This is a genomic window from Clostridium omnivorum (assembly GCF_026012015.1).
In the GTDB taxonomy this organism is placed as follows: Bacteria; Bacillota; Clostridia; order Clostridiales; family Clostridiaceae; genus Clostridium_AX; species Clostridium_AX omnivorum.
Map to the genome: position 1 here is coordinate 1329956 of NZ_BRXR01000001.1, position 21414 is coordinate 1351369.

23 protein-coding genes are annotated in these 21414 nt (G+C 35.2%); 1 reads left to right on the forward strand and 22 read right to left on the reverse strand.

The genetic code is table 11. The features are described 5' to 3' along the window. Positions 1–58 precede the first annotated feature (58 nt). The 10 genes from bsdE14_RS06005 to bsdE14_RS06050 form a co-directional block, all read right to left on the reverse strand. Positions 59–619, reverse strand: coding sequence for a Fe-S-containing hydro-lyase (locus tag bsdE14_RS06005; RefSeq protein WP_264849052.1), 561 nt, complete (start codon positions 617–619; stop codon positions 59–61). A gap of 27 nt (positions 620–646) precedes the next feature. After that, a complete protein-coding gene (locus bsdE14_RS06010) occupies positions 647–1489 on the reverse strand; it encodes a fumarate hydratase (protein ID WP_264849053.1) in 843 nt (280 codons plus the stop codon). Positions 1490–1611: 122 nt separating this feature from the next. Next, positions 1612–2859, reverse strand: a complete 1248-nt coding sequence (locus bsdE14_RS06015) for a methylaspartate ammonia-lyase (protein ID WP_264849054.1) — start codon at positions 2857–2859, stop codon at positions 1612–1614. Positions 2860–2884: 25 nt separating this feature from the next. Next, a complete protein-coding gene (locus bsdE14_RS06020) occupies positions 2885–4336 on the reverse strand; it encodes a methylaspartate mutase subunit E (RefSeq protein WP_264849055.1) in 1452 nt (483 codons plus the stop codon). Positions 4337–4365: 29 nt separating this feature from the next. Then, entirely contained in the window at positions 4366–5757 is a 1392-nt protein-coding gene (gene glmL / locus bsdE14_RS06025) for a methylaspartate mutase accessory protein GlmL (protein ID WP_264849056.1), read from the reverse strand. Between the two features lie 43 nt (positions 5758–5800). Continuing rightward, positions 5801–6205, reverse strand: coding sequence for a methylaspartate mutase subunit S (glmS, locus tag bsdE14_RS06030; protein WP_264849057.1), 405 nt, complete (start codon positions 6203–6205; stop codon positions 5801–5803). Between the two features lie 55 nt (positions 6206–6260). Then, the gene (locus bsdE14_RS06035; RefSeq protein ID WP_264849058.1) at positions 6261–7235 is read right to left on the reverse strand and encodes a GntR family transcriptional regulator; all 975 of its coding nucleotides are present in this window, start codon (positions 7233–7235) and stop codon (positions 6261–6263) included. A 196-nt stretch (positions 7236–7431) separates the two neighbouring features. Next, a complete protein-coding gene (gene cwlD / locus bsdE14_RS06040) occupies positions 7432–8160 on the reverse strand; it encodes an N-acetylmuramoyl-L-alanine amidase CwlD (RefSeq protein WP_435382601.1) in 729 nt (242 codons plus the stop codon). 312 nt (positions 8161–8472) lie between these two features. Continuing rightward, positions 8473–9240 (reverse strand): SDR family NAD(P)-dependent oxidoreductase, encoded by a 768-nt coding sequence (locus tag bsdE14_RS06045; protein ID WP_350339563.1) that lies wholly within the window; start codon positions 9238–9240, stop codon positions 8473–8475. Between the two features lie 66 nt (positions 9241–9306). After that, positions 9307–12120 (reverse strand): oxidoreductase, encoded by a 2814-nt coding sequence (locus tag bsdE14_RS06050; RefSeq protein WP_264849061.1) that lies wholly within the window; start codon positions 12118–12120, stop codon positions 9307–9309. A gap of 172 nt (positions 12121–12292) precedes the next feature. Here bsdE14_RS06050 and bsdE14_RS06055 point away from each other — a divergent pair, with 172 nt between their 5' ends. Continuing rightward, a complete protein-coding gene (locus bsdE14_RS06055) occupies positions 12293–13825 on the forward strand; it encodes a PucR family transcriptional regulator (RefSeq protein WP_264849062.1) in 1533 nt (510 codons plus the stop codon). A 103-nt stretch (positions 13826–13928) separates the two neighbouring features. On the opposite strand, the gene rpsI is transcribed toward bsdE14_RS06055, so the two are convergent. From rpsI to rpmJ, 12 genes are all read right to left on the reverse strand, one after another. After that, positions 13929–14321, reverse strand: coding sequence for a 30S ribosomal protein S9 (gene rpsI / locus bsdE14_RS06060; protein ID WP_264849063.1), 393 nt, complete (start codon positions 14319–14321; stop codon positions 13929–13931). A gap of 25 nt (positions 14322–14346) precedes the next feature. Next, entirely contained in the window at positions 14347–14781 is a 435-nt protein-coding gene (gene rplM, locus bsdE14_RS06065) for a 50S ribosomal protein L13 (protein WP_264852229.1), read from the reverse strand. A gap of 247 nt (positions 14782–15028) precedes the next feature. Continuing rightward, positions 15029–15769 carry a tRNA pseudouridine(38-40) synthase TruA gene (truA, locus tag bsdE14_RS06070; RefSeq protein ID WP_264849064.1) on the reverse strand — a complete coding sequence of 247 codons (741 nt, stop codon included), beginning with the start codon at positions 15767–15769 and terminating at the stop codon, positions 15029–15031. 17 nt (positions 15770–15786) lie between these two features. Continuing rightward, a complete protein-coding gene (locus tag bsdE14_RS06075) occupies positions 15787–16587 on the reverse strand; it encodes an energy-coupling factor transporter transmembrane component T family protein (protein ID WP_264849065.1) in 801 nt (266 codons plus the stop codon). Beyond that, a complete protein-coding gene (locus bsdE14_RS06080) occupies positions 16580–17443 on the reverse strand; it encodes an energy-coupling factor transporter ATPase (protein ID WP_264849066.1) in 864 nt (287 codons plus the stop codon). The genes bsdE14_RS06075 and bsdE14_RS06080 overlap by 8 nt, the downstream gene beginning before the upstream one ends. Beyond that, positions 17428–18270, reverse strand: a complete 843-nt coding sequence (locus tag bsdE14_RS06085; protein WP_264849067.1) for an energy-coupling factor transporter ATPase — start codon at positions 18268–18270, stop codon at positions 17428–17430. The genes bsdE14_RS06080 and bsdE14_RS06085 overlap by 16 nt, the downstream gene beginning before the upstream one ends. Before the next feature lie 63 nt (positions 18271–18333). Then, complete coding sequence (gene rplQ / locus bsdE14_RS06090; protein WP_264849068.1) at positions 18334–18675, reverse strand: 50S ribosomal protein L17; 342 nt, start codon at positions 18673–18675, stop codon at positions 18334–18336. A 69-nt stretch (positions 18676–18744) separates the two neighbouring features. Continuing rightward, a complete protein-coding gene (locus tag bsdE14_RS06095; protein WP_264849069.1) occupies positions 18745–19692 on the reverse strand; it encodes a DNA-directed RNA polymerase subunit alpha in 948 nt (315 codons plus the stop codon). Positions 19693–19754: 62 nt separating this feature from the next. After that, positions 19755–20375 (reverse strand): 30S ribosomal protein S4, encoded by a 621-nt coding sequence (gene rpsD, locus bsdE14_RS06100; RefSeq protein ID WP_264849070.1) that lies wholly within the window; start codon positions 20373–20375, stop codon positions 19755–19757. A 21-nt stretch (positions 20376–20396) separates the two neighbouring features. Further along, positions 20397–20792, reverse strand: coding sequence for a 30S ribosomal protein S11 (rpsK, locus tag bsdE14_RS06105; RefSeq protein ID WP_264849071.1), 396 nt, complete (start codon positions 20790–20792; stop codon positions 20397–20399). 15 nt (positions 20793–20807) lie between these two features. Continuing rightward, positions 20808–21179 carry a 30S ribosomal protein S13 gene (rpsM, locus tag bsdE14_RS06110; protein ID WP_264849072.1) on the reverse strand — a complete coding sequence of 124 codons (372 nt, stop codon included), beginning with the start codon at positions 21177–21179 and terminating at the stop codon, positions 20808–20810. Positions 21180–21295: 116 nt separating this feature from the next. Beyond that, positions 21296–21409: a 50S ribosomal protein L36 gene (rpmJ, locus tag bsdE14_RS06115; RefSeq protein WP_025434559.1), complete on the reverse strand. Its 114-nt coding sequence runs from the start codon at positions 21407–21409 to the stop codon at positions 21296–21298. Positions 21410–21414 lie beyond the last annotated feature (5 nt).

Here is a 21414-nt window from a genome sequence, read left to right on the forward strand (position 1 = left end):
CTCCTTATTAACAGCATTCAAGCAGCCTGAAAAATTTTCAGGCTGCCGACTATTATTTTTATTTATTTAAACTATCTAAATATTCTCTTTGACCTATTTCATAAAGATTGTTTCCTTCACTGTCTATTACAACAACTACAGGAAGGTCCTTTACTTCAAGCTTTCTAATTGCTTCTGCACCTAAATCTTCATATGCAACTAAATCAGCCTTTTGTACTGATTTTCCTATTAGTGCCGCAGCACCACCAATAGCAGCAAAATAAATTGCCTTATTCTTTACTATAGAATCAACAACTTCTTTTGATCTAAGTCCTTTTCCTATCATGCCCCTTAAACCAATATCAAGAAGTCTAGGTGAATAAGCATCCATTCTATAGCTTGTAGTTGGTCCTGCTGAACCTATAGCCATGCCTGGTTTTGCAGGTGTTGGTCCAACAAAATATATTATTGAATCTTTAACATCTATAGGAAGTTCTTCTCCCTTATCTAAAAGCTCAACTAATCTCTTATGAGCTGCATCTCTTGCAGTGTAAATTGTTCCTGTAATAAGTACAGTGTCTCCAGCCTTTAAATCTTTAACCTTATCCTCAGTTAATGGAGTAGTTATTTTCTTTTCCATAATTACAGCCTCCTTGTATTCCTCTTTCTATATTTCAGCTTCAGCATGTCTTGTAGCATGGCAGCTTATATTTACCGCTACTGGAAGACCTGCTATATGTGTAGGATAGCTTTCTATATTAACAGAAAGTGCTGTTGTTCTTCCTCCGAAGCCTTGAGGTCCGATTCCTAGACTGTTTATCTTTTCTAATAGTTCCTTTTCAAGCTCTGCATACATTGGGTTAGAATTATGTTTATCCACTGGTCTTAATAAGGACTTTTTAGCTAAGAAAGTTGCTTTTTCAAAAGTACCGCCAACGCCAACTCCAACTATTATTGGTGGACATGGATTTGGTCCTGCTTCTTTTACAGTTTGAAGTATAAATTCCTTAACACCCTCTACTCCATCTGAAGGTTTAAGCATTTTAAGCTTACTCATATTTTCTGATCCAAAGCCCTTAGGAGCTACAGTTATTTTAACCTTATCACCAGGAACTATATTATAATGAATAACAGCTGGTGTATTATCTTTTGTATTAACTCTATCAAGAGGATCTTTAACTACAGATTTTCTTAAATAACCTTCTGTATAACCTCTTCTAACTCCTTCATTAATAGCATCTTCAATGTTTCCGTTAGTTAAATGTACATCCTGACCTAGCTCTACAAACACTACTGTAAAACCTGTATCCTGGCACATAGGCATATTTTCTCTTTTTGCTATTCCTGCATTTTCAAGAATCTTTCCTATGATGTCCTTTCCTATTGCCCAGCTTTCACTTTCATAAGCTGCTTCAAGGCTCTTTTTTATATCCTCAGAAAGATAGTAATTTGCTTCTATACAAAGTCTTGCAACTTCTTTAGTAATTTCTTGAACATTTATTTCTCTCATTGTGTATCCCTCCTGTATTTCTTAAAAATTTTTGAAATTAATATAGCAAAAGGCAGTTTATATAAACCGCCTTCCACCACATTTATTAGAAGAAACTTTGAGTTAAAGTTTAGAAACTTACCTTATTTATTCTTTCTTCTATTTACTAATGCTACTACTCTATTCATTTCATTGTTAACTATCATATATCCTTCATCAACACCCATACCTGGCTTAGCAAGACATTGGTCTGCTCCACAAGCTACAGCTATATTTGTTGTAACTTCTGCAGATCTGTTTGTTTCGTTACAAGTTCCTCCGCAGTATGCTCCAACACCCATCTTCTTGCAGTATAGGATTGATTCTATTATATTGTTTACTCCACCAAGGTCTGGAGTCTTTATTTGAAGCATGTGTCCTGATTTATTATCAGCAAAGAATTTAACATCTTCGTAAGTGTTGCACCATTCATCAGCAACTAGCTCAACATTTATTCCTCTGTTATCAAGCTCAGCTGTTAAGTCTCTAAGTGCTTCCATTTGTCTTTCTCTGTGTTCAACATCCATTGGTCCTTCGATTCTTAGGTGGAATGGCTTAGCTGCATCTTCAAGAGTCTTAAGGTAATCAGCCATTGCCTTTATATCATTGTTGAATGCAACTCCGATTGTTCCATATACGTCAATGTGGAATACTGGATTATACTCTTCACTAGTTCTTAGCTTTAACACTCTATCTCTTAACCACTGAACATAAGCAAGAAGTTTTTCTCCCTTAGAGCCTAGTTTATCTTCTACATGGTTAATTAATGCGTGTGGCATTACATCAGCATTCTTAATTATCATCTTGTCAGCATTGTCATATCTATCATCACCTGATTGAGTGAATATTGGAATCCTCTTTATATCTACTCCAGTATTGTACTCATCTCTTACTACTTCTGCCATAGTAACTTTTTTAGCTTTTGCTACTGCATCAAGTATTGCTTGAGTTATTCCATATCTAATAGCTGTATGAAGTCTCTTTCCATTAATAGTCATGTGATCAAATTCTTCAGCTAATTCTTTGAAGCTAGTAAGTTCTCTTCCTATTAGCTTTGGAGCTATTTCTTCTTCTATAACTGGTATGAAGTCTCCTGCTAGGAAAAGTGGGTCTCTTCCGCCTGCTCCTGAATATTGAACTGCTGCGCAATCTCCAAAAGCTACTTGACCATCTTCAAGTATAAGCATAACAGATATGGATTCTCCAGCTACTCTTACAGCCTTAAAACCTTCTGTTACTGGCTCTCCAACATAAGTAAAGCCATCATGCTTAGCTCCTTTTTTAATTGCTCTTTGATCGTCAAAGTAGAAACCTGTTCTTCCACCTGAACATACAACATCAACTATTTTCATAATACTCAATCCTTCTTTCGATTATTTATTTCTCTGGTCTTCCTATTAATACACCCTTACCAACGGCAAAGATATCATCAATTGACATTTGGAAGCTTACACTTCTTCCTTCAAATCTAGCTCTTTCTTCTAGCTTTCTCATATTGTAATCTTTTAATTCTTTTGTGAAAGGAATGTTTCCAAGTGCTAGGTATCTTACAGCACCATTGTTATCTCTTGCTGGGAACATTTTACCTGCATTGTATTTGCTTGGTGCAAATGGTATATCTATAACACCTGCTGCAAAAGCTTTAACAGTTCCTACAGCTAGGTCTCCATTACCTAATTCATAAACCTTATCAAGCATGCACTTTGTTTCTGCTTTTATAACAGCTATTTCTGTTTCTAATTCCTTTGACATTGGAAGTCTTTGTCCTTGAAGAAGGTTTAATGTCATCTTTGTAGCCTTTATACCTTGAGCATTAGCTTCTTTTGTTGGTATACCTATAGCTTCGTGAGGAGTTTTTACTATAACCTTTGTAGCTCCTGCTAGTGCTGCAGTTGCCGCTCCTGTTGATATAACTCCAAATGCCTTAGCTTCATCTTGTGGGAATCCTCCCATCCATTGATGGAATACTGTAGTAAGGAATACATTATAGCCTCTGCTCTTTAAATATTCATTACATTGCTCTTCAAGTGCTCTTATAGCAGCTACGTCTTGAATTATGTTACCACATTGTCCATAACCTACTGTTATATTCTTAACTCCTTGTTCAGCAGCTAGTAGTGATTCTATTATAGCAACTGCATTTGAAGTACTTGGAGGTACTAAAGTTCCAGTTAATGGACCAAATGGTTCTCTATTTATTGAAATACCTTGCTCTTCATAAAAACCAACAAGTCTATCACAATATTGCCAATCTAATAAAGTCTTTTCAATACTTACGCTTTTTGCATAAGGAATGTTGTAGGAAATTCCTCCTCCTTCATTAGAAGTCCATCCGGAAGCATGAATTATTTCAGATAATAGTCTAGCGTCTGGTGTACCATGTCTTGCCTGAAGTGGAAGTTCAACTGCTTCAAAGACTCTTTTACAACCTGCTACACCGTGATTTACTCCTGGGAATCCATTTAATAATGAACGTCCTGCTGATATACTTTCTTTTATACCAACTTCACATTCATCGTATCTATTTTGTCTTGTATAACTATCTATTGTAGAAGGAAGTAAATCTGCTCCTCCCACATCTTGAAGAAATGTTAATAATTCTATATGTTCATCAATTAGAGCAACTCCTGCTCTTGGTTGTGCTAAAGTTATTCCTGCTTCTTTAGCTTTTTTAAGCTTTAATGGAAAGCTCTTATGTTCTGGAACTTTCTTTAAATAATCTATAGCTTTATCTAGATCTACATCTTTCCCTGTTGGCCATTGTCTTAAAACTTGCTCCCTAGTATTGAAAAACTCATCATTGGTCCATTTTTTATTTTTTAAATCCACTTTTTGACCCTCCTGTATTCCTTATATAATTAACTCAATTTTACTAAATATCTTTTCATAATTCTTACTGCCATATCTGGAAGCTCTTCTGCTAGAAGTCCCATTGCAGATAGAATATACGTTTTATCTAAAAGATATTCTGGATGCTGCGGCTTTAAGTAGGTTGGATTATTCATATCGAAGGTTCCAGCCTTCAGTATTTCCTTTGGATTTTTACTGTGAACTAAAACTCCGCCAGTTCCTATTAAATACTTTAGCTCCATTAAATCCTTACCAGTTTGAGTATAAACGTTTCCCATTGGGGTATACACTGTTTCTACAATTCCTACATGTCTCTCCATAGCCATATCAGTGGCAACCTTAGCCATAGCTTCATCGAACTTTATTTCCTCTTCAGTTTGAGGCACCATTCTAATATTTTCAGATCTATATTTACAATTTTCTTCTACATTAAAGCTTTTATCTTGAAGGTATTTTTGAACTTTTCTAGTTCCAGCAGCTTCCCAAAGTGAAAGCGCTGAATATCTCATTCCTAAATCTCCTTCAACGGTTCTCTTGGCAAATGGTTCTTCAAGTCCTCTTAAGTCAACTCCTACTTTTGTAGGTTCACCGTCAGCTAGAGAGTGAATATCAGTGGTAGCTCCACCAATATCTACAACTACTAAATCTCCAATGCCTTCTTCTTTATCACTGCCTTCACTTAGCACCCTTGCAGCTTTAAGCACTGCAGCAGGTGTAGGCATCAATATTCCACTTATGAAGCTTTCAGCACTCTTCATGCCTTTTGCTTCAACAATTTTATTCATGAATATTTTTCTAATTTCTTCTCTTGCAGGTTCTACATTTAGATGATTTAATCTTGGCATTACATTTTCAGTTACTCTATAGTACATACCAGCTTCATCAAATATCCTTATGATTTCATCTTCTGCAACCTTATTACCTGCAACTACTATAGGAAGTTTTACTCCTGCTCTTGCAAGCATGTTAGCATTGTGAATTATGCAATCTTTATTGCCTCCATCTGTACCACCAGCAAGAAGTATTATATCTAAATTTGAATTTTTAATTTCTTCGATTTCTTTTAAGGTAAGTTCAAAGCTATATACTTTAAGTACCCTAGCACCTGCTCCTAATGCTGCTCTCTTTGCTGCTTCAGCAGTAAGTTCCGGTACAAGTCCTACAGCTATCATTTTTAGTCCACCAGCTGCTGATGAACAAGCAAGCTTATTTACAAACTCAACATCCTTACCATTAAGCTGTTCCAATAATTTCTCATAGGCTTTATTAAAACCTACCATAATATCACTATCTACAGTTGTAATATCCTTTGCAGTAGCAAGTATTTCTTCATTTTCAATATCAACTGCAGTAAGTTTAGTATAGGTACTGCCAAAGTCTATAAGCAAATATGCTTTCACATCTATCACTCCTAGCATATCCTATATATTTGGTATATTAGGATTACTGTCCTATATCTTCTCTTAAATCTCTTATAGCAATTTCAGTTGATGTTCCTGGTCCATATACTCTGTCAAAACCCATTTCTATAAATCTCTTATGAACATCTTCCCAATTTTGCTTTCCAACAACGATGTTTCCACCTACATATAGTTTGATTCCCTTTAATCCTGCTTCATCACATTTTTCTCTTAGACCTCTGCAGTCGATTTCGCCATGGCCATAAAGTGAAGATACTAATATTGCATCAGCACTAGTTTCAACCGCTGCATTTATAAAGTCTTCTTGTGGTGATAAAACTCCAATATTTACCACATTGTAGCCAGCTTCAGTTAATGCATAATCAAGTATTTTGTTTCCAACAGCGTGGCAATCTGCTCCAATTACTCCAAGGACTATAGTTTTCATTATTTACCCTCCTTCGTACCAACTTTTAATTGATACGTTATACATTTCATTTATTTTATACATTAAAATTATATTTTAATTCAACTAATCTGGATTTTAACACTTTTACTGAACCTTCATCCAAGCTATATAAGAATCTTATAATCTGCTTATTTTCGGTATTCAAATGTGCTACATCATTATATCTTCCTGGAGATACTATAAGTACTTCCGCGTCATCAACAATTCTCTGCATTTCAGCTTTGTCTTTAGTATTTGAATACTCAATATCAATATTTCCAAGTCCAGCCTCTTCAAGTGCAGCTCTAATTCTAAATTTGAATTCTTCTGATATACATAAGAAACCAAATTTTGTTCCTTCAGGATATCTTGCAATTTTAACTATTGGTTCTAAATCTGGATTTATTGCAACTCCTAGTATTTCTTTATTAAAACCTTCAGTTAATTCGGTAACTTCATTTACATGATTAAAAGTAGCTATTATAACTTGAGACTTTTCTATTATTTCCTTTGTATCCTTGTCCATAGTTTGTAAATCCGATACTGTTAAAGGAATAACGTTCATATTCGTACTTTGACTAAGCTGATTACTAAACATTTTAGCTTGCTCAGAGTTGCATTCTACATATACTGCTACCATTTTTCTCATCAATTCTTTTTTCTCATTTACTCTGTCCATAACAACTTCTAAAAATTCATCTGTTGTCATGCCAGTTTCTATAGCTTCCTCGAGGCCCAAGTCAACAAACTTTACTATTTTTTCTTTTATGTTTTGTGCCTTCCACGGCTTTGCCTCTTCTGCTACAAAGGTGCCTCTTCCTTGATAGGATTTTAACACTCCTTCTTGCTCCAATTCCTTGTAAGCTGTACTTACGGTGTTTCTACTTACCTTTAGCTTCTCAGACAAATCTCTTTCGGTAGGCATTTTTGATCCAACTTTAAGGGAGCCATTTCTAATAGAGTCCATAATTTGCTTTTTTACCTGAATATATAATGGCACTCTACTTACTTTATCTAATATAATATCCATTTATCTCCCCCCAAAAGTATATTGGACTAATGGACTAATCCATTTGTCATTTATATAATACCATATTGGCACCATACCTTCAATAGATTTATGTGAAAAATGCAGAAAAAGTTGCAAATTTATTATTTTATCCTTCAAAATGAATTTTATACACCTTGCGACATATTCCCCGGGCAATATGTCGCAAGGTGAACTATTATTTCCTTTCCCAAGGTAATAAGTATTTTTTCATAACTTTAAATGTGCTATTATCTCCATCATTTCTATAATCATCACCATATTCATCAAAATACTGCTTTATAGAACGTGCTAGTGAATCTGCAAGTTTCTGCTGGTATTCATTTTTTGCAAGTTTCTCTGCTTCCTGGGGATTTGAAAGAAAGCCACATTCCACTAATATACCTGGTCTTTTTGGCTCACATCTTAGTATTCTATAGTCATCTCTAGCTGGTTTTTCTATTCTATTATTATTATCTGATAGGTCCATTTTCAAATTTTCTTGGACCATATGAGCCAATTTTTTACTATATGCATTATCCGTATACCATACTTGTGCTCCATAGTATTTGCTTTCTGGAAACATATTTTGATGTATGCTTATGAACAAATCACAATTAGTATCTTTCTTTAACTTGCATCTGTTTGCTAAATCTTCTTTCTTTTTGTTTTTAGCTGTGTCTGAATATAAGCCTTTATCACAATCTCTTGTCATAATTACTTCACAGCCCATTTCCTTAAGTTTTTCTCTAAGTTTTAGGCTTATTTCTAGATTAACTTCCTTCTCTACAATGCCGCTTTTAGAACTCCCTCCTCCATCTCTACCACCATGACCAGGGTCTATCAATATAATTTTTTTTGCTGCTTTTTTGGTATCTTCTCTATCTAATTCATTACCATAAGCAGTATTAAACAAGATAGCCGCCATAACAACTATTGCAATAAATATTTTAAAATTATAATTTTTAAATTTAATGCACTTATTTTTTCTTTGCCTCAATATTATCACTCCTTACAAATAGTCATTATTTAGTCTGTTCTTTTATCGAAAAAATAAATTATTTAAATTATGGAAAAAACTTTTGAAAAATAAAAATGAAGAGAGGAAATTTTTCCTCTCTTCAAGTCCCATTGTATCTCTATATAGAATTTTATTCATCAATAAATATGGTATCCACTGACACAGTTTTCTCCTTAATTGTATATAGGAGATAAGCACCGCATGCAGCCATACTAAATCTTATACTAGCGATCCACCACCATCTACAATTACAAACTGACCTTGTACATAACTAGAGGCATCACTTGAAAAATACAGTACAGTACCATTTAGTTCGCCCCTACTTCCTGGACGTCCTGCTGGATTCATGGCATTATATGCATTAAGGAACTGTTCAGATTTGAATAGTGTTCCAGCTGTCATTTCGCTTTCAAAAAGTGCAGGTCCGATTGCATTAACAGTAATACCATATCTTGCATAGGAGCAGGCCATTCCTTTTGTTAAGCCAAGAACTGCTGATTTAGAAGCATTGTAGGAATGTCTAATAAACATATCATTTTTGTCTGCGATTACTGCATTAACTGAAGCAATATTTACAATTTTGCCATAGCTTCTTTCTTTCATGTGTGGAATTACATATTTGCAGGCAAAGAAGATTCCTTTTACGTTGGTATCAAAGGACTTATCCCATTCTTCTTCAGTCATGTTGTCTACGCCACCGCGTACTGCTACACCTGCATTATTTAGCAAAATGTCAATATGCCCAAATGTATCAATAACTTTCTGCATTGCTTCCTTTACACTTTCTTCTTTAGTTACATCACAACCTACAGCAATAACTTTATGGCCAGTTTTTTCAATCTCAGCTTTTACTTCGTTTAATTTTTCAACACGTCTTGCAAGTAGCGCAACGTCTGCACCTGCCTTTGCATATGCAAGAGCAGCATCTGCTCCAAGGCCTGAACTAGCTCCAGTTACTACAGCAACTTTTCCTGTTAAGTCAAACATATTCTCCATTCTTATACACCCTTTCTTTATATATTAGATGAGAGATACCTCCCATAGATAATACGTTTAAATTCTGCCTGTTTCCATAAATGCTGTACGGTCATAACGTGCTGTAAGCAAATATGGAATTACCTCCTCAGCTTCTACTTTTTCTATATAGCTTAGTTTATGAACTAGCAGACTATTTTTAGAATAAGCGCCTCCTATAATTGTATTGATTGGCAGCTCAGCCCATGGATCATCTACACTTGATTTTAAATTCAATGACACAAATCCTGGTTCCCATGATTTATAGTTATATTCACACTGATTAGCAAGCAATGCCCCACTTTTAAAATGGGATACACCAGTTTCATCTGGCTCACGATGAAAGTGGAAATAAAAGCCTCCTCCAAACACCTGCTTTCCTGGTGCTGGAGACTGATAAAGTGCAGCAGTTAAGGGACTGTTATATTCCCCTAATTTCATGGTTGCTTCAACAAGCTGTGTGCCCCTTCTAGTTACTCCTGCAGTTACAGTATCCCCATTTCTTCTAATTACAAACTCTGCTCCAAGCTTTTTAGGAATACTTCCATTATCACGTCCACATTGTACTGCCATTTCAGCTCCTGGTCCTCCAAGTACAAGACCTACAGGATATAAGCCTAGTGTTTTACCATAAGTTGCGTATATACCTAGAATAGCTTCATAGTAATCATCTGAAAAGGATGGATTATTAACATGGCAGATAGACAAAGTAACTACCGGCATAGAAAATGGTTTTAGTGGTGGAGGAAGTATCCGTGCAATTGCTTCAGGATCAGTAAGGTAACTTATATATAACCCTTCTTGATTATCCATTAAAGAAACCTTACCGAAGTTTGAAATCTCATCTTTGGAAATTCTAAAGCTTGGTTCTTTGTATTTTTCTATAAATAGTTCACGTGCAGCTTCATATCCTGTGCGAACTGCTGGAGCTATAGTTCCCTCTTTTATTGCATCTCCTATTAATCTTACATCCATTCCCTTTGCTTTTAGTTCAGAGAGTAAAGATTGATCTGGTCTATTTCCAAGAGAAAGTACTACTGTATCCACGGATACATTTACTTCCTGGTGATTTTCTAGCTTTTCAAGTATAATACCATCTTCTTTAATTTCTTTTAATGAATGTCCTAGCAAATAGTTTGCGCCATACTTAGCTAAACGTCCACAGACATCAGCTACATTTGTATGGTTTGCATTTGGGGCTACTTCATTTAACATATCAACGATTATAACTTTATTTTGTTCTGTACATAGATATTCTGCTGTTTCAAGACCAGTAAGCCCGGCACCAACCACAGCTACATTTTTTCCCTTAAGTGCAGCTTTACCTGAAAGTACAGCTTCTACGGTATATACATTATTACCATGAACTCCTGGTATTCTTCCTGGGATTATTGATGAAGCACCTGTGGCAAGAATTACAGCATCAGGATTATAGGACATAATCATATCTACAGTAGCCTCAGTATTTAGCTTCACATCTACTCCAAGTCGTTGAAATTCTTCATTATAGTAGTCTGCAACCCACTGCATACGCTCTTTTAATGGCGGTTTCTTTCCAATATTCACAGTTCCACCTAATTCACTTTGGCGATCAATAAGGGTTACCTTTACTCCACGAAGAGCAAGAGTCTGTGCCGCACACATTCCACCCGGGCCACCACCAACTACTACTGCAGTATGTCCCTTAGTATCGTGAACAAGATTACCATACTTACGTTCTCTAGCAAGTCTTGGATTTAATGCACATTCTAGTGGCAACCCAGCAGCATTATATTCATTCAAACTTTCAAAACAGCGCAAACAATTTATACATTTACGTAGTTCCTTTTCTCTTCCTTCTTGGACTTTTCTTCCCCACTCTTCATCTGCAAGCCATGAACGCCCCATTGATACGAAGTCTTCTACGCCTTCTTCCAAGAATTTTTCAGCAACTGCAGGCTCTCTTATTACAGATACCCCAATTACAGGAATCTTTACATGGCTTTTTACTGCTAGAATCAGATCGTGTCTCCATCCTTGAGGAAATGAAATTGGCTCTACACAGGTTGTTCCAGTTTCATATAACCCGCAGCTTACATCAATAAAATCAATACCCAATTTTTCAAGATACATAGCAATTTTTACGCCATCTTGAATATGAATGTAGTCTTCAGTTACACCTGTTTTGTCAAGGAATTCTTCAACACTAAGTCTCACGCCAATTGGAAAATCCGGGCCACATTTTCTGCGAATTCCTTCTATGATCTCGGTAACAATTCTAAGGCGATTTTCAAAACTTCCACCGTATTCATCTTCTCTTTTATTAGTATATGGAGATAAAAACTGCTGCAATAGATATCCATGTGCTGCATGCAATTCAACTCCATCACAGCCTGCCTTTTGTACTCTTACTGCACCATCAATAAACTGCTGAATTAATTGTTTAACTTCATCTGTGCTAAGTGCCCTTGTTTCCTGTTTCACAAGTTTACAAGGTATAGGAGATGGAGCAACTACTGGCTGTCCACCAAGAAGGGCAGAGACTGTTTCACGTCCTGGATGGTGCAGCTGAATAAAGACTTTACTTCCGTGCTTATGTATTGCTTCTGCAAGTTTTGAAAGTCCTTCAATATGTCTATCCTTTGTGACAGATAACTGCCTCATAAGTCCTGGTCCATGTACATCATTTACACGAGTAATTTCTGGTATAATGAGTCCTGCACCACCAATAGCTCTAGCCTCATAATAGGCTATCATATCTTCTGAAGGTGTTCCATCAAGGTTAGCAAGTCCACACCCCATTGGAGCCATAACCAGACGATTTTTAATGGTTACCTTTCCTATGTTTCCTGGCTCAAATAATTTCTTGTACATTTTTTACCTCCCATTCTAACTTAAAAGCTAATTACTTTAATGTCATAAGAATATAGGAAAATTAATAATTTCACAATGTGTATGATGAATGATAAAAAATTGACAATTTGTGCATGGTGCACTATAGTAAAGTTATCGATTACAATTTGATTTAAGAAGTGGGGGAAATACTATGATATTTTCGAAGTTAGTGGAGAAAATGTCGAAAGAATATTCAATTGATATTTTATCATTGAGTGAGGATTTAGAAATACAGGATGTAGCTTTAATTGATAATAAGCATGAAAATACTATTAAGAATACACTTTATTTCGGTTATGATAAACAATTAAAAAACGGGACTTCTGCTCCAGCTCAGTGTATTCTTGCACACACTGAAAATTCATCCATATCTCTTCCAAATGTAGGCAACCTTGCTTTGGTAGATGAAGCTTCATTATTTACTATATTTAATGAGGCAAAAACTTTGATTGAAACAACTCGGAGTAAGGGAATTTTTGAAGAATTAACTGCTCTTGCAGATGAAACCCACAGTATTGAGGCAGTTTTAGATGCTGCATCTGTAAGACTTGGTAACTCTTTGCTCTTTTGTGATATGAACTTTAAAATTGTTGCCAGTTCAATGTCCATCCCTGTTCCTGATCCTCTTTGGAAGGATAATATAAAACAGGGATACTGCAGCTATGAGTTTATTAATGGAGTAATGGAACTAGAATCTATAAGAAATGCTTCTCAGACAACAACTGCTGTAGAAGTTACTTGTGACCAGTCTCCTTATCGTAAGTTAAGTAGCAAGGTTTTTCACAATAGGGCTCAGGTTGGCTTTATATTAATGATAGAAGGCGATAGCAAATTACTTCCTTCTCATTATGAAATGCTTAGTACAGTGAGCAGCATTATTAGCTATACTATTGATTACTATGCTCCTGATTTGTTTGAAGGGATAAGTCTCTATCAGCAACTACTATATGATCTTCTAATAGGCGCACCCTCTAAGGATATAATACCTAGACTTTCTGAGCTTCACTTTCCATCTAATATGCTAACATTATTTATTTGTCCTACAAGATATCTAGGACGTGAGCACCTTAAAAAGCATACTAGTAAAAATTTGAAAAGGCTTATTCCAGGAACCCATGTTACCTATCACAAAAATGGAATTGTTGCTATTATTCCTCTAAAAAATAATGCTGAAATAGATAATGAACAGTTAGAACTTTTAAATGAATTTTCAAGAACTGAGCACGTACGAATTGGAATCAGTAATTCTTTTTCTAGTATTGAGAATTTTGTAAGCCATTACGAACAAGCCTATGCGGCATTAGAGCTTGGGCAAAAATTGAATCCTAATGAATTGATATGCCGTTATTTAAACTATCAAGTATTTGATTTGTTTTCAGAAGTGAAGAACCCGGACATATTAGGAAGGTTTTGTCATCCTGCCCTAGCAGTTCTAAGGCAATATGACCATAATAATAATACGCATCTGTATGAAACTCTGTGTATATTCTTAGATAATGGATGTAATATCAAATTGACTTCTCAACATCTTTATATCCATAGAAATTCGCTGGTTTATCGCTTAAATCGAATTACAGAAATATGCCACATTGATCTTGAGGACATCAACACTACATTTTTACTACGTCTTTCTTTCCTCATAGATTCATATAACAGACTTAATACGGTTAATACTTGGAGATAGACTATATCTTTTTTGTAATATAACTGCATAGCCTTATGATGCTTTTATTCTCCATAAAAAAAGCCCGCAAATAATACTTTGCGGGCTTTTGTAAGCTCTGAAATTATCTCTTTGAGAATTGTGGAGCTCTTCTTGCCTTTTTAAGACCGTATTTCTTTCTTTCCTTCATTCTTGGGTCTCTTGTTAAGAAACCAGCTTTTTTAAGCTCTGGTCTTAATGACTCATCAGCTTTTAAAAGAGCTCTGGAAATTCCGTGTCTTATAGCTCCTGCTTGACCTGTAAGTCCTCCACCGTGTACGTTTATAAGTACATCAAATTTATCCTTAGTTTCAGTTAAAACTAATGGTTGGTTAACTATAACCTTTAATGTATCTAATCCAAAGAAATTATCTATGTCTCTGTTATTTATTGTTACCTTACCTTCGCCAGGTACTAATCTTACTCTAGCGATTGCTTTTTTTCTTCTACCAGTTCCGTAATATTGAACTTTAGCCATTTTATTTCCTCCTCCCAGCTTCCAATTAGTACTTTAATTCTAATACTTCTGGTTTTTGAGCTTCGTGATTGTGCTCAGTACCTCTGTAAACTTTTAACTTCTTAAGCATTTTTCTGCCTAATGGTCCTCCTGGAAGCATTCTTCTTACTGCTTCTTCAAAAGCAAATTCTGGCTTCTTGTCAAGAACTACTCTATATGGAGTTTCCTTTAATCCACCTGGATATAAGGAGTGGTGTCTCATCATTTTTTGATCTAATTTCTTACCAGTTAATACAACTTTTTCAGCATTTATTACTATAACAAAGTCACCTGTATCAACGTTTGGTGTGTAGATTGGCTTGTGCTTTCCTCTTAATATTGAAGCAACTTGGCTAGCTACTCTTCCTAGTGGCTTTCCAGCAGCGTCAACGATATACCATTTTCTTTCAACTTCTTGTGTTTTTGCAAGATATGATTTCATCATTTTCCCTCCCTGAACTCAACTAATAAACTTAGTTTCAGTAATTCTTTTGCTGCAGTACAAACACTGCATTGGTCGTTTGCACTGCTATTAATGGAATATGTATCCATCAAATAGTTTAGTTACGAACATTTATGTCAAGATCCGGGGCTAGTGGATCTTATACACATTTATAATACAAACATAATATATTATAATACATTCTACCGGGTGTGTCAATAAACTTCCTCTTAAAAATACCAAATATCTATGTATTATAGTAGACTTTTTCTAAGCATAGACCGCTAGCCGGGGCTGACTTACCAGCCTTAGTTCGATCCCTTGATAAAAGTATATATTCTATATGCTCGGGTTTAATTTTTCCTATACCAACTTCAATTAAAGTGCCTATCATAATTCTTACCATGTTGTAGAGAAAACCATCGCCTGTAATATAATATTTTATATAGTCAGAACTTTTTATCACCTCTACAGCACTAATAGTCCTTACTGTACTCTTAACGGAGCTACCGGTGTTCTTAAAGGCTGCAAAGTCATGTGTGCCAATAAAATAATTACATGCCTCTCTAATAGCTTTAATATCTAATTCTCCTCTATAATGATACACATAATTTCTATCTATAGCTGAAGGCTGAAACCTATTTAGTATAGTATAACTATAAGTCTTTCCACTGCTTGAATATCTAGCATGAAATTCATCAGGTACTAGACTTGATTCTAGGATAACAATATCCTCAGGAAGCTTGCTGTTTAGTGCAGCACTAAATTTGGTCTCAGGTATGCTACTATTTGTTTTAAAATTTGCCACAAAACCTCTTGCATGTACCCCAGCATCAGTTCTGCTAGAACCTATAACTTGAAGTCTTTCACCAGTAATGCTATAAATGGATTCTTCAAGCATTTGCTGAATGGTATTAGCATTTTTTTGCCTCTGCCATCCTGCATATTTTGTACCATCATATTCTAAAACTAGTTTAATATTTTTCACTATTAATACCTCTTTTTCTACCACCATCTACTTACTATGCAAATTACAGTAAATAGTACGGTGACTGAAGATGCTATAAAGTCACGATTAGTAAGTACTAATTGCTTCATTCTTGTTCTACCATTTCCACCACGATAACACCTAGCTTCCATAGCCATAGCAAGTTCATCCGCTCTTCTAAATGAGCTTATAAAAAGTGGAACTAACAGCGGTATAAGGTTCTTTGCCCTTTTTAGAATATTACCAGACTCAAAATCCGCCCCTCTTGCCATCTGAGCTTTCATTATTTTATCTGTCTCATCCATAAGTGTTGGAATAAATCTTAATGCAATTGTCATCATCATTGCTAATTCATGTGCTGGCACACCTATTTTTCTAAATGGACTTAAAAGTTTTTCAATTCCATCAGTAAGTTCAATAGGAGAAGTTGTCAATGTAAGCAGTGATGTTCCAATTATGAGGAAGGTAAGTCTTAATATCATGAATATGGCCATGATTACCCCCTCTTTATAGATATGAATAATTCCATAACTAAAAAGAAGTACCTTACCATCAGTCATAAGTACATTTAGTAGTGCAGTAATTACTAAAAGTACAAATATTGGCTTTAAGCCTTTGTATATATATCTAAATGGTACTTTGGATATGGCTATAGAGCTTAATGTAAATAATAAAATAAATATGTACCCTTTGAAATTATTAACCAAGAATAAATCAACAATGAATACAATGGATATTAATATCTTAACTCTTGGGTCCAATTTATGAACAAAGGAATCCCCTGGTACATACTGTCCAATGGTTATGTCTTTAATCATTTGACTTACTCCTTAAAAATTTAATTATTTCATCCTTAGCCTGCTCTACTGTGAATGCTTCATCAGAAATATCAAAGCCTTTATTCTTTAGACTTTTCATTAAATAGGTTACTTGCGGTACAGCAAGACCTACACTTTCTAAAGTATCTATTTCTTTAAATATCTTACTTGGCATTCCATCCAAAATACATTTTCCTTTATGCATAACAAGTATTCTGTCAGCTACCTTAGCAACGTCCTCCATACTATGAGATACTAAGATAATTGTCATATTGTATGCTTTATGAAGAGTTTTTATTTGTCTTAGAATATCATCTCTTCCTTTAGGATCAAGTCCTGCAGTTGGTTCATCTAAAATTAATATCTTAGGTTCCATAGCAACTACACCTGCTATAGCAACCCTTCTCTTTTGACCGCCACTTAAATCAAAGGGAGATTTGCTTTTATAGGTCTCATAATCTAATCCTACTAGATTCATAGCCCTTTTAACTCTTTCCTGCACTTCCACTTCACCCAGTCCCAAATTCTTAGGACCAAAAGCTATATCTTTCTCAATTGTTTCCTCAAACAACTGATACTCAGAGTATTGGAATACAAGGCCAACTTTTTTTCTTATAGCATTTAATTTTACGTCTTTTGCAGTGATATCCACATCGTCTACTACTATTCTACCTGATTCAGGCTTTAAAAGGCCATTTATATGCTGTATCAAAGTGGACTTTCCAGAACCTGTATGCCCAATAAGAGCAACAAATTCTCCATCATTTATAGTTAAACTCACATCATCTAGGGCTTTTTTCTCAAAAGGAGATCTTTTCATGTATACATGAGTTAGGTTCTCTATTTTAATTGACATAATGCATTCACCATCTCATCTATCGTTAGTATATCCGTAGTGACATTAATACCACTATTAGAGAGTTCATAAGCAAGTTCTGTTACTTGGGGTACATCGAGTCCTATAGTTTTCATTTTAGCAACTTGACTAAATATTTCTCTTGGAACACCTTCCATTACAGGTTTACCAGAATCCATAACAATAATCCTATCTGCTTGTGCTGCTTCCTCCATAAAGTGAGTAATTAACACAATAGTTATTCCAAGTCTTTTATTTAGATCCTTGATTGTATCAATTACCTCTTTTCTTCCAGATGGATCAAGCATTGCTGTTGGCTCATCAAACACTATGCATGAAGGTCTCATAGCTAGAATTCCTGCTATAGCAATCCTTTGCTTTTGTCCGCCTGAAAGTAGATGTGGAGCATGCCTTCTGTACTCATACATATCCACTCTCTTTAAAGATTCATCAACTCTAGACCTAATCTCTTTTGGTGGTATACCTAAGTTTTCAGGTCCAAAGGCAACATCCTCTTCTACTATAGTTGCAACAATCTGATTATCAGGATTTTGAAATACCATTCCAGCCGTATTTCTTATGTTCCATGTATTTTCAACATCTGATGTATCTAATCCATTCACATACATTTTGCCACCACTAGGTAATAATAGTGCATTTATATGCTTTGCAAAAGTTGACTTTCCAGAACCATTGCGACCTAATATAACTAAGAACTCTCCCTTTTTTACATCTATACTTACCCCGTCTAATGCTAGCTTAGGCTCTTCTCCTTCGGCCCCTCCATATTGATACATCAAATCTTTGCTCTCTATCATATTCTCCATTTAAAAACACTCCTTAAGCAAAAAGGGACTAAGCTAGTTTAACTTAATCCCATAATGCTTTCATTATACTAACTCTAGTATAACCATTTCTGCTCCGTCGCCTCTTCTTGGACCTACTTTGTACATTCTAGTATATCCACCGTTTCTTTCAGCATACTTTGGAGCTATATTTTCAAATAAGTTTGTTACAACATCTTCTTCAGTTACAAATGCAAGCACTTGTCTCCTTGCATGTAGATCTCCTCTTTTAGCAAGAGTTATCATTTTTTCTGCTATACTCTTAGTTTCTTTAGCTCTTGTTTCAGTTGTTGATATCTTTCCAGTCTTTAAGAAACTAGTAACAAGATTTCTAAGCATTGCTTTTCTTTGGTCAGTTGGACGACCTAACTTACGATGACTTGCCATGAATTTACCTCCTTACCCTTTGCTAAGTCTCAAACTAAATTGTATGAAAAATATCTATTAAAAATAGTTTTATTCTTCACTTGACTTTAAGTTTAATCCTAAAGCTTTAAGTTTTTGCTCAACTTCTTCAAGAGACTTCTTACCTAGGTTTCTGACTTTCATCATATCTTCCATAGATCTTTCAGTAAGCTCTTGAACTGTATTAATTCCTGCTCTCTTTAAGCAGTTGTAACTTCTAACAGATAGGTCAAGTTCTTCAATAGTCATTTCTAGAACTTTTTCCTTCTTGTCTTCTTCTTTTTCAACCATGATTTCAACATTGTTGGCATGGTCAGTTAATGTCATGAACAACTTAAAGTGTTCAATTAATATCTTAGATGATAAGCTTATAGCTTCATCTGGCCTAATGGTTCCATTAGTCCATATTTCTATTGATAATTTGTCGTAGTCAGTAATCTGACCTACCCTCGTACTATCTACTGTAAAGTTAACTCTCTTTACTGGAGTATATATAGAATCAACTGCTATTGAAGATATAGGTAAATCTTCTCTCTTGTTTCTATTTTGAGAAACATACCCTCTACCTCTATCAACATTAATTTCCATATACAACTTTCCATCATCATCAAGAGTTGCAATATGTAAATCACTATTGATTATCTCTATATCACCATCAGTTTTGATATCAGCTGCTGTAACTTCTCCAGGACCCTTTGCATCAATATACACAGTTCTAGGACCATCACCTGACATCTTAAGAGCTAATTCTTTTATGTTAAGTATAAGTTGAGTAACATCTTCCTTAACACCTTGTACTGTAGAAAACTCGTGTAACACATTATCTATTTTTATGCTGTTAGCAGCAACACCAGGTAATGAGGAAAGAAGAATTCTTCTTAACGCATTACCCAAAGTTATGCCGTAACCTCTTTCTAGTGGTTCAACTACGAATTTTCCGTAGGACCCATCCTCATTTAGTTCTACACATTCTATTTTAGGCTTTTCTATTTCTAACATTCATATAACCCTCCTTTTTATTAAGATTAATTTATTCTGAGGGCAACTGATTCTATTTAATATTATCTGCTGTATAACTCTACGATTAATGTTTCATTTACTGGAACATCTATATCTTCTCTTGCAGGCTCAGAAATAACTTTAGCTTCAAAATTTTCTACATTACCAGATAACCATTTTGGTAGAGCTTTTGGATTTGCTGCAAATACTTTAAATCTTTCACTTGCTCTACTCTTTTCTGACACTGTTATAACATCTCCTACTGATAACTTATAGGAAGCGATGTCAACTCTGTGTCCGTTTACTAGGAAATGACCATGATTAACTAATTGTCTAGCTTCTCTTCTGGAAGCACCATATCCTAGCTTGAATACTACGTTGTCTAGTCTCATTTCAAGAAGTTTTAATAGGTTTTCACCTGTTATACCTCTCATAGTTTCAGCCTTTTCATAGTATCTTCTGAATTGGCCTTCTAGTACTCCGTATATTCTCTTAGCCTTTTGTTTTTCTCTTAATTGAATTCCGTAGTTTGAAAGCTTCTTCTTACTTTGTCCGTGTTGTCCAGGTGCGTATCCTCTTCTAGCGAACGCGCACTTGTCTGTATAACATCTATCCCCTTTAAGGAATAATTTCATACCTTCTCTTCTGCATTGTCTGCAATGAGCTCCTGTATATCTTGCCATCTATCTACACCTCCTGCCCTATTAGACTCTTCTTCTCTTTGGTGGTCTACAACCGTTATGTGGTATTGGAGTTACGTCTTTTATTAAAGTAACTTCCAATCCAGCAGCTTGTAATGATCTTATAGCTGCTTCTCTACCTGCTCCAGGTCCCTTTACATATACTTCAACACTCTTTAATCCATGTTCCATTGCTGCTTTAGCTGCTGTTTCAGCTGCCATTTGTGAAGCAAATGGTGTGCTCTTTCTTGAACCTCTAAATCCTAATCCACCTGCACTAGACCATGATAGAGCATTACCAGCTCTGTCTGTGATGGTAACTATAGAGTTATTGAAAGTGGACTTAATATGTGCAGCACCATGCTCAACATTTTTTCTTTCTCTTCTTCTTCTAGTCTTTTTAACCTTTTGAGCTGCCATCTTCGTACCTCCTTACTATTTCTTTTTCTTAGCTCCAATTGCTCTCTTTGGACCTTTTCTTGTTCTTGCGTTAGTTTTTGTTCTTTGTCCTCTAACTGGAAGATTTCTTCTATGTCTGATTCCTCTGTAACATCCGATTTCAACTAGTCTCTTTATGTTAAGAGCTATGTCTCTTCTTAAGTCACCTTCAACTTTGAAATTCTTATTTATATAATCTCTTAAAGCATTAACTTCTTCTTCAGTTAAGTCTTTAACTCTTGTATCAGCATTGATACCAGTAGCTTTAAGTATTTCATGTGAACTTGGTAATCCAATACCATAAATATATGTTAGACCTATCTCAACTCTTTTTTCTTTTGGTAGGTCAACACCAGATATTCTTGCCATTAAATATTACACCTCCTGATGTGTTAGTTACATTAGTATATTATTTATATGTTAAGTCTTAGGTCAATAGAAAAATAACTTATCTATTGTCAGCCGCTCCTAAAACATACAGGCTATTAACCTTGTTTTTGTTTGTGCTTAGGATTTTCACAGATAACCATTACTCTTCCTTTTCTTTTTATTATCTTACATTTTTCGCATATAGGTTTAACTGATGGTCTTACTTTCATGGCTA

Coding starts and splice junctions, on each gene's coding strand:
- bsdE14_RS06005 (WP_264849052.1), bottom strand. CDS start 619: ATGGAAAAGAAAATAACTACTCCATTAACTGAGGATAAGGTTAAAGAT.
- bsdE14_RS06010 (WP_264849053.1), bottom strand. CDS start 1,489: ATGAGAGAAATAAATGTTCAAGAAATTACTAAAGAAGTTGCAAGACTT.
- bsdE14_RS06015 (WP_264849054.1), bottom strand. CDS start 2,859: ATGAAAATAGTTGATGTTGTATGTTCAGGTGGAAGAACAGGTTTCTAC.
- glmS (WP_264849057.1), bottom strand. CDS start 6,205: ATGAAAACTATAGTCCTTGGAGTAATTGGAGCAGATTGCCACGCTGTT.
- bsdE14_RS06035 (WP_264849058.1), bottom strand. CDS start 7,235: ATGGATATTATATTAGATAAAGTAAGTAGAGTGCCATTATATATTCAG.
- cwlD (WP_435382601.1), bottom strand. CDS start 8,160: ATGGCGGCTATCTTGTTTAATACTGCTTATGGTAATGAATTAGATAGA.
- bsdE14_RS06045 (WP_350339563.1), bottom strand. CDS start 9,240: ATGTTTGACTTAACAGGAAAAGTTGCTGTAGTAACTGGAGCTAGTTCA.
- bsdE14_RS06050 (WP_264849061.1), bottom strand. CDS start 12,120: ATGTACAAGAAATTATTTGAGCCAGGAAACATAGGAAAGGTAACCATT.
- bsdE14_RS06055 (WP_264849062.1), top strand. CDS start 12,293: ATGATATTTTCGAAGTTAGTGGAGAAAATGTCGAAAGAATATTCAATT.
- rpsI (WP_264849063.1), bottom strand. CDS start 14,321: ATGGCTAAAGTTCAATATTACGGAACTGGTAGAAGAAAAAAAGCAATC.
- rplM (WP_264852229.1), bottom strand. CDS start 14,781: ATGAAATCATATCTTGCAAAAACACAAGAAGTTGAAAGAAAATGGTAT.
- bsdE14_RS06075 (WP_264849065.1), bottom strand. CDS start 16,587: ATGATTAAAGACATAACCATTGGACAGTATGTACCAGGGGATTCCTTT.
- bsdE14_RS06080 (WP_264849066.1), bottom strand. CDS start 17,443: ATGTCAATTAAAATAGAGAACCTAACTCATGTATACATGAAAAGATCT.
- bsdE14_RS06085 (WP_264849067.1), bottom strand. CDS start 18,270: ATGGAGAATATGATAGAGAGCAAAGATTTGATGTATCAATATGGAGGG.
- rplQ (WP_264849068.1), bottom strand. CDS start 18,675: ATGGCAAGTCATCGTAAGTTAGGTCGTCCAACTGACCAAAGAAAAGCA.
- bsdE14_RS06095 (WP_264849069.1), bottom strand. CDS start 19,692: ATGTTAGAAATAGAAAAGCCTAAAATAGAATGTGTAGAACTAAATGAG.
- rpsD (WP_264849070.1), bottom strand. CDS start 20,375: ATGGCAAGATATACAGGAGCTCATTGCAGACAATGCAGAAGAGAAGGT.
- rpsK (WP_264849071.1), bottom strand. CDS start 20,792: ATGGCAGCTCAAAAGGTTAAAAAGACTAGAAGAAGAAGAGAAAGAAAA.
- rpsM (WP_264849072.1), bottom strand. CDS start 21,179: ATGGCAAGAATATCTGGTGTTGACCTACCAAAAGAAAAAAGAGTTGAG.
- rpmJ (WP_025434559.1), bottom strand. CDS start 21,409: ATGAAAGTAAGACCATCAGTTAAACCTATATGCGAAAAATGTAAGATA.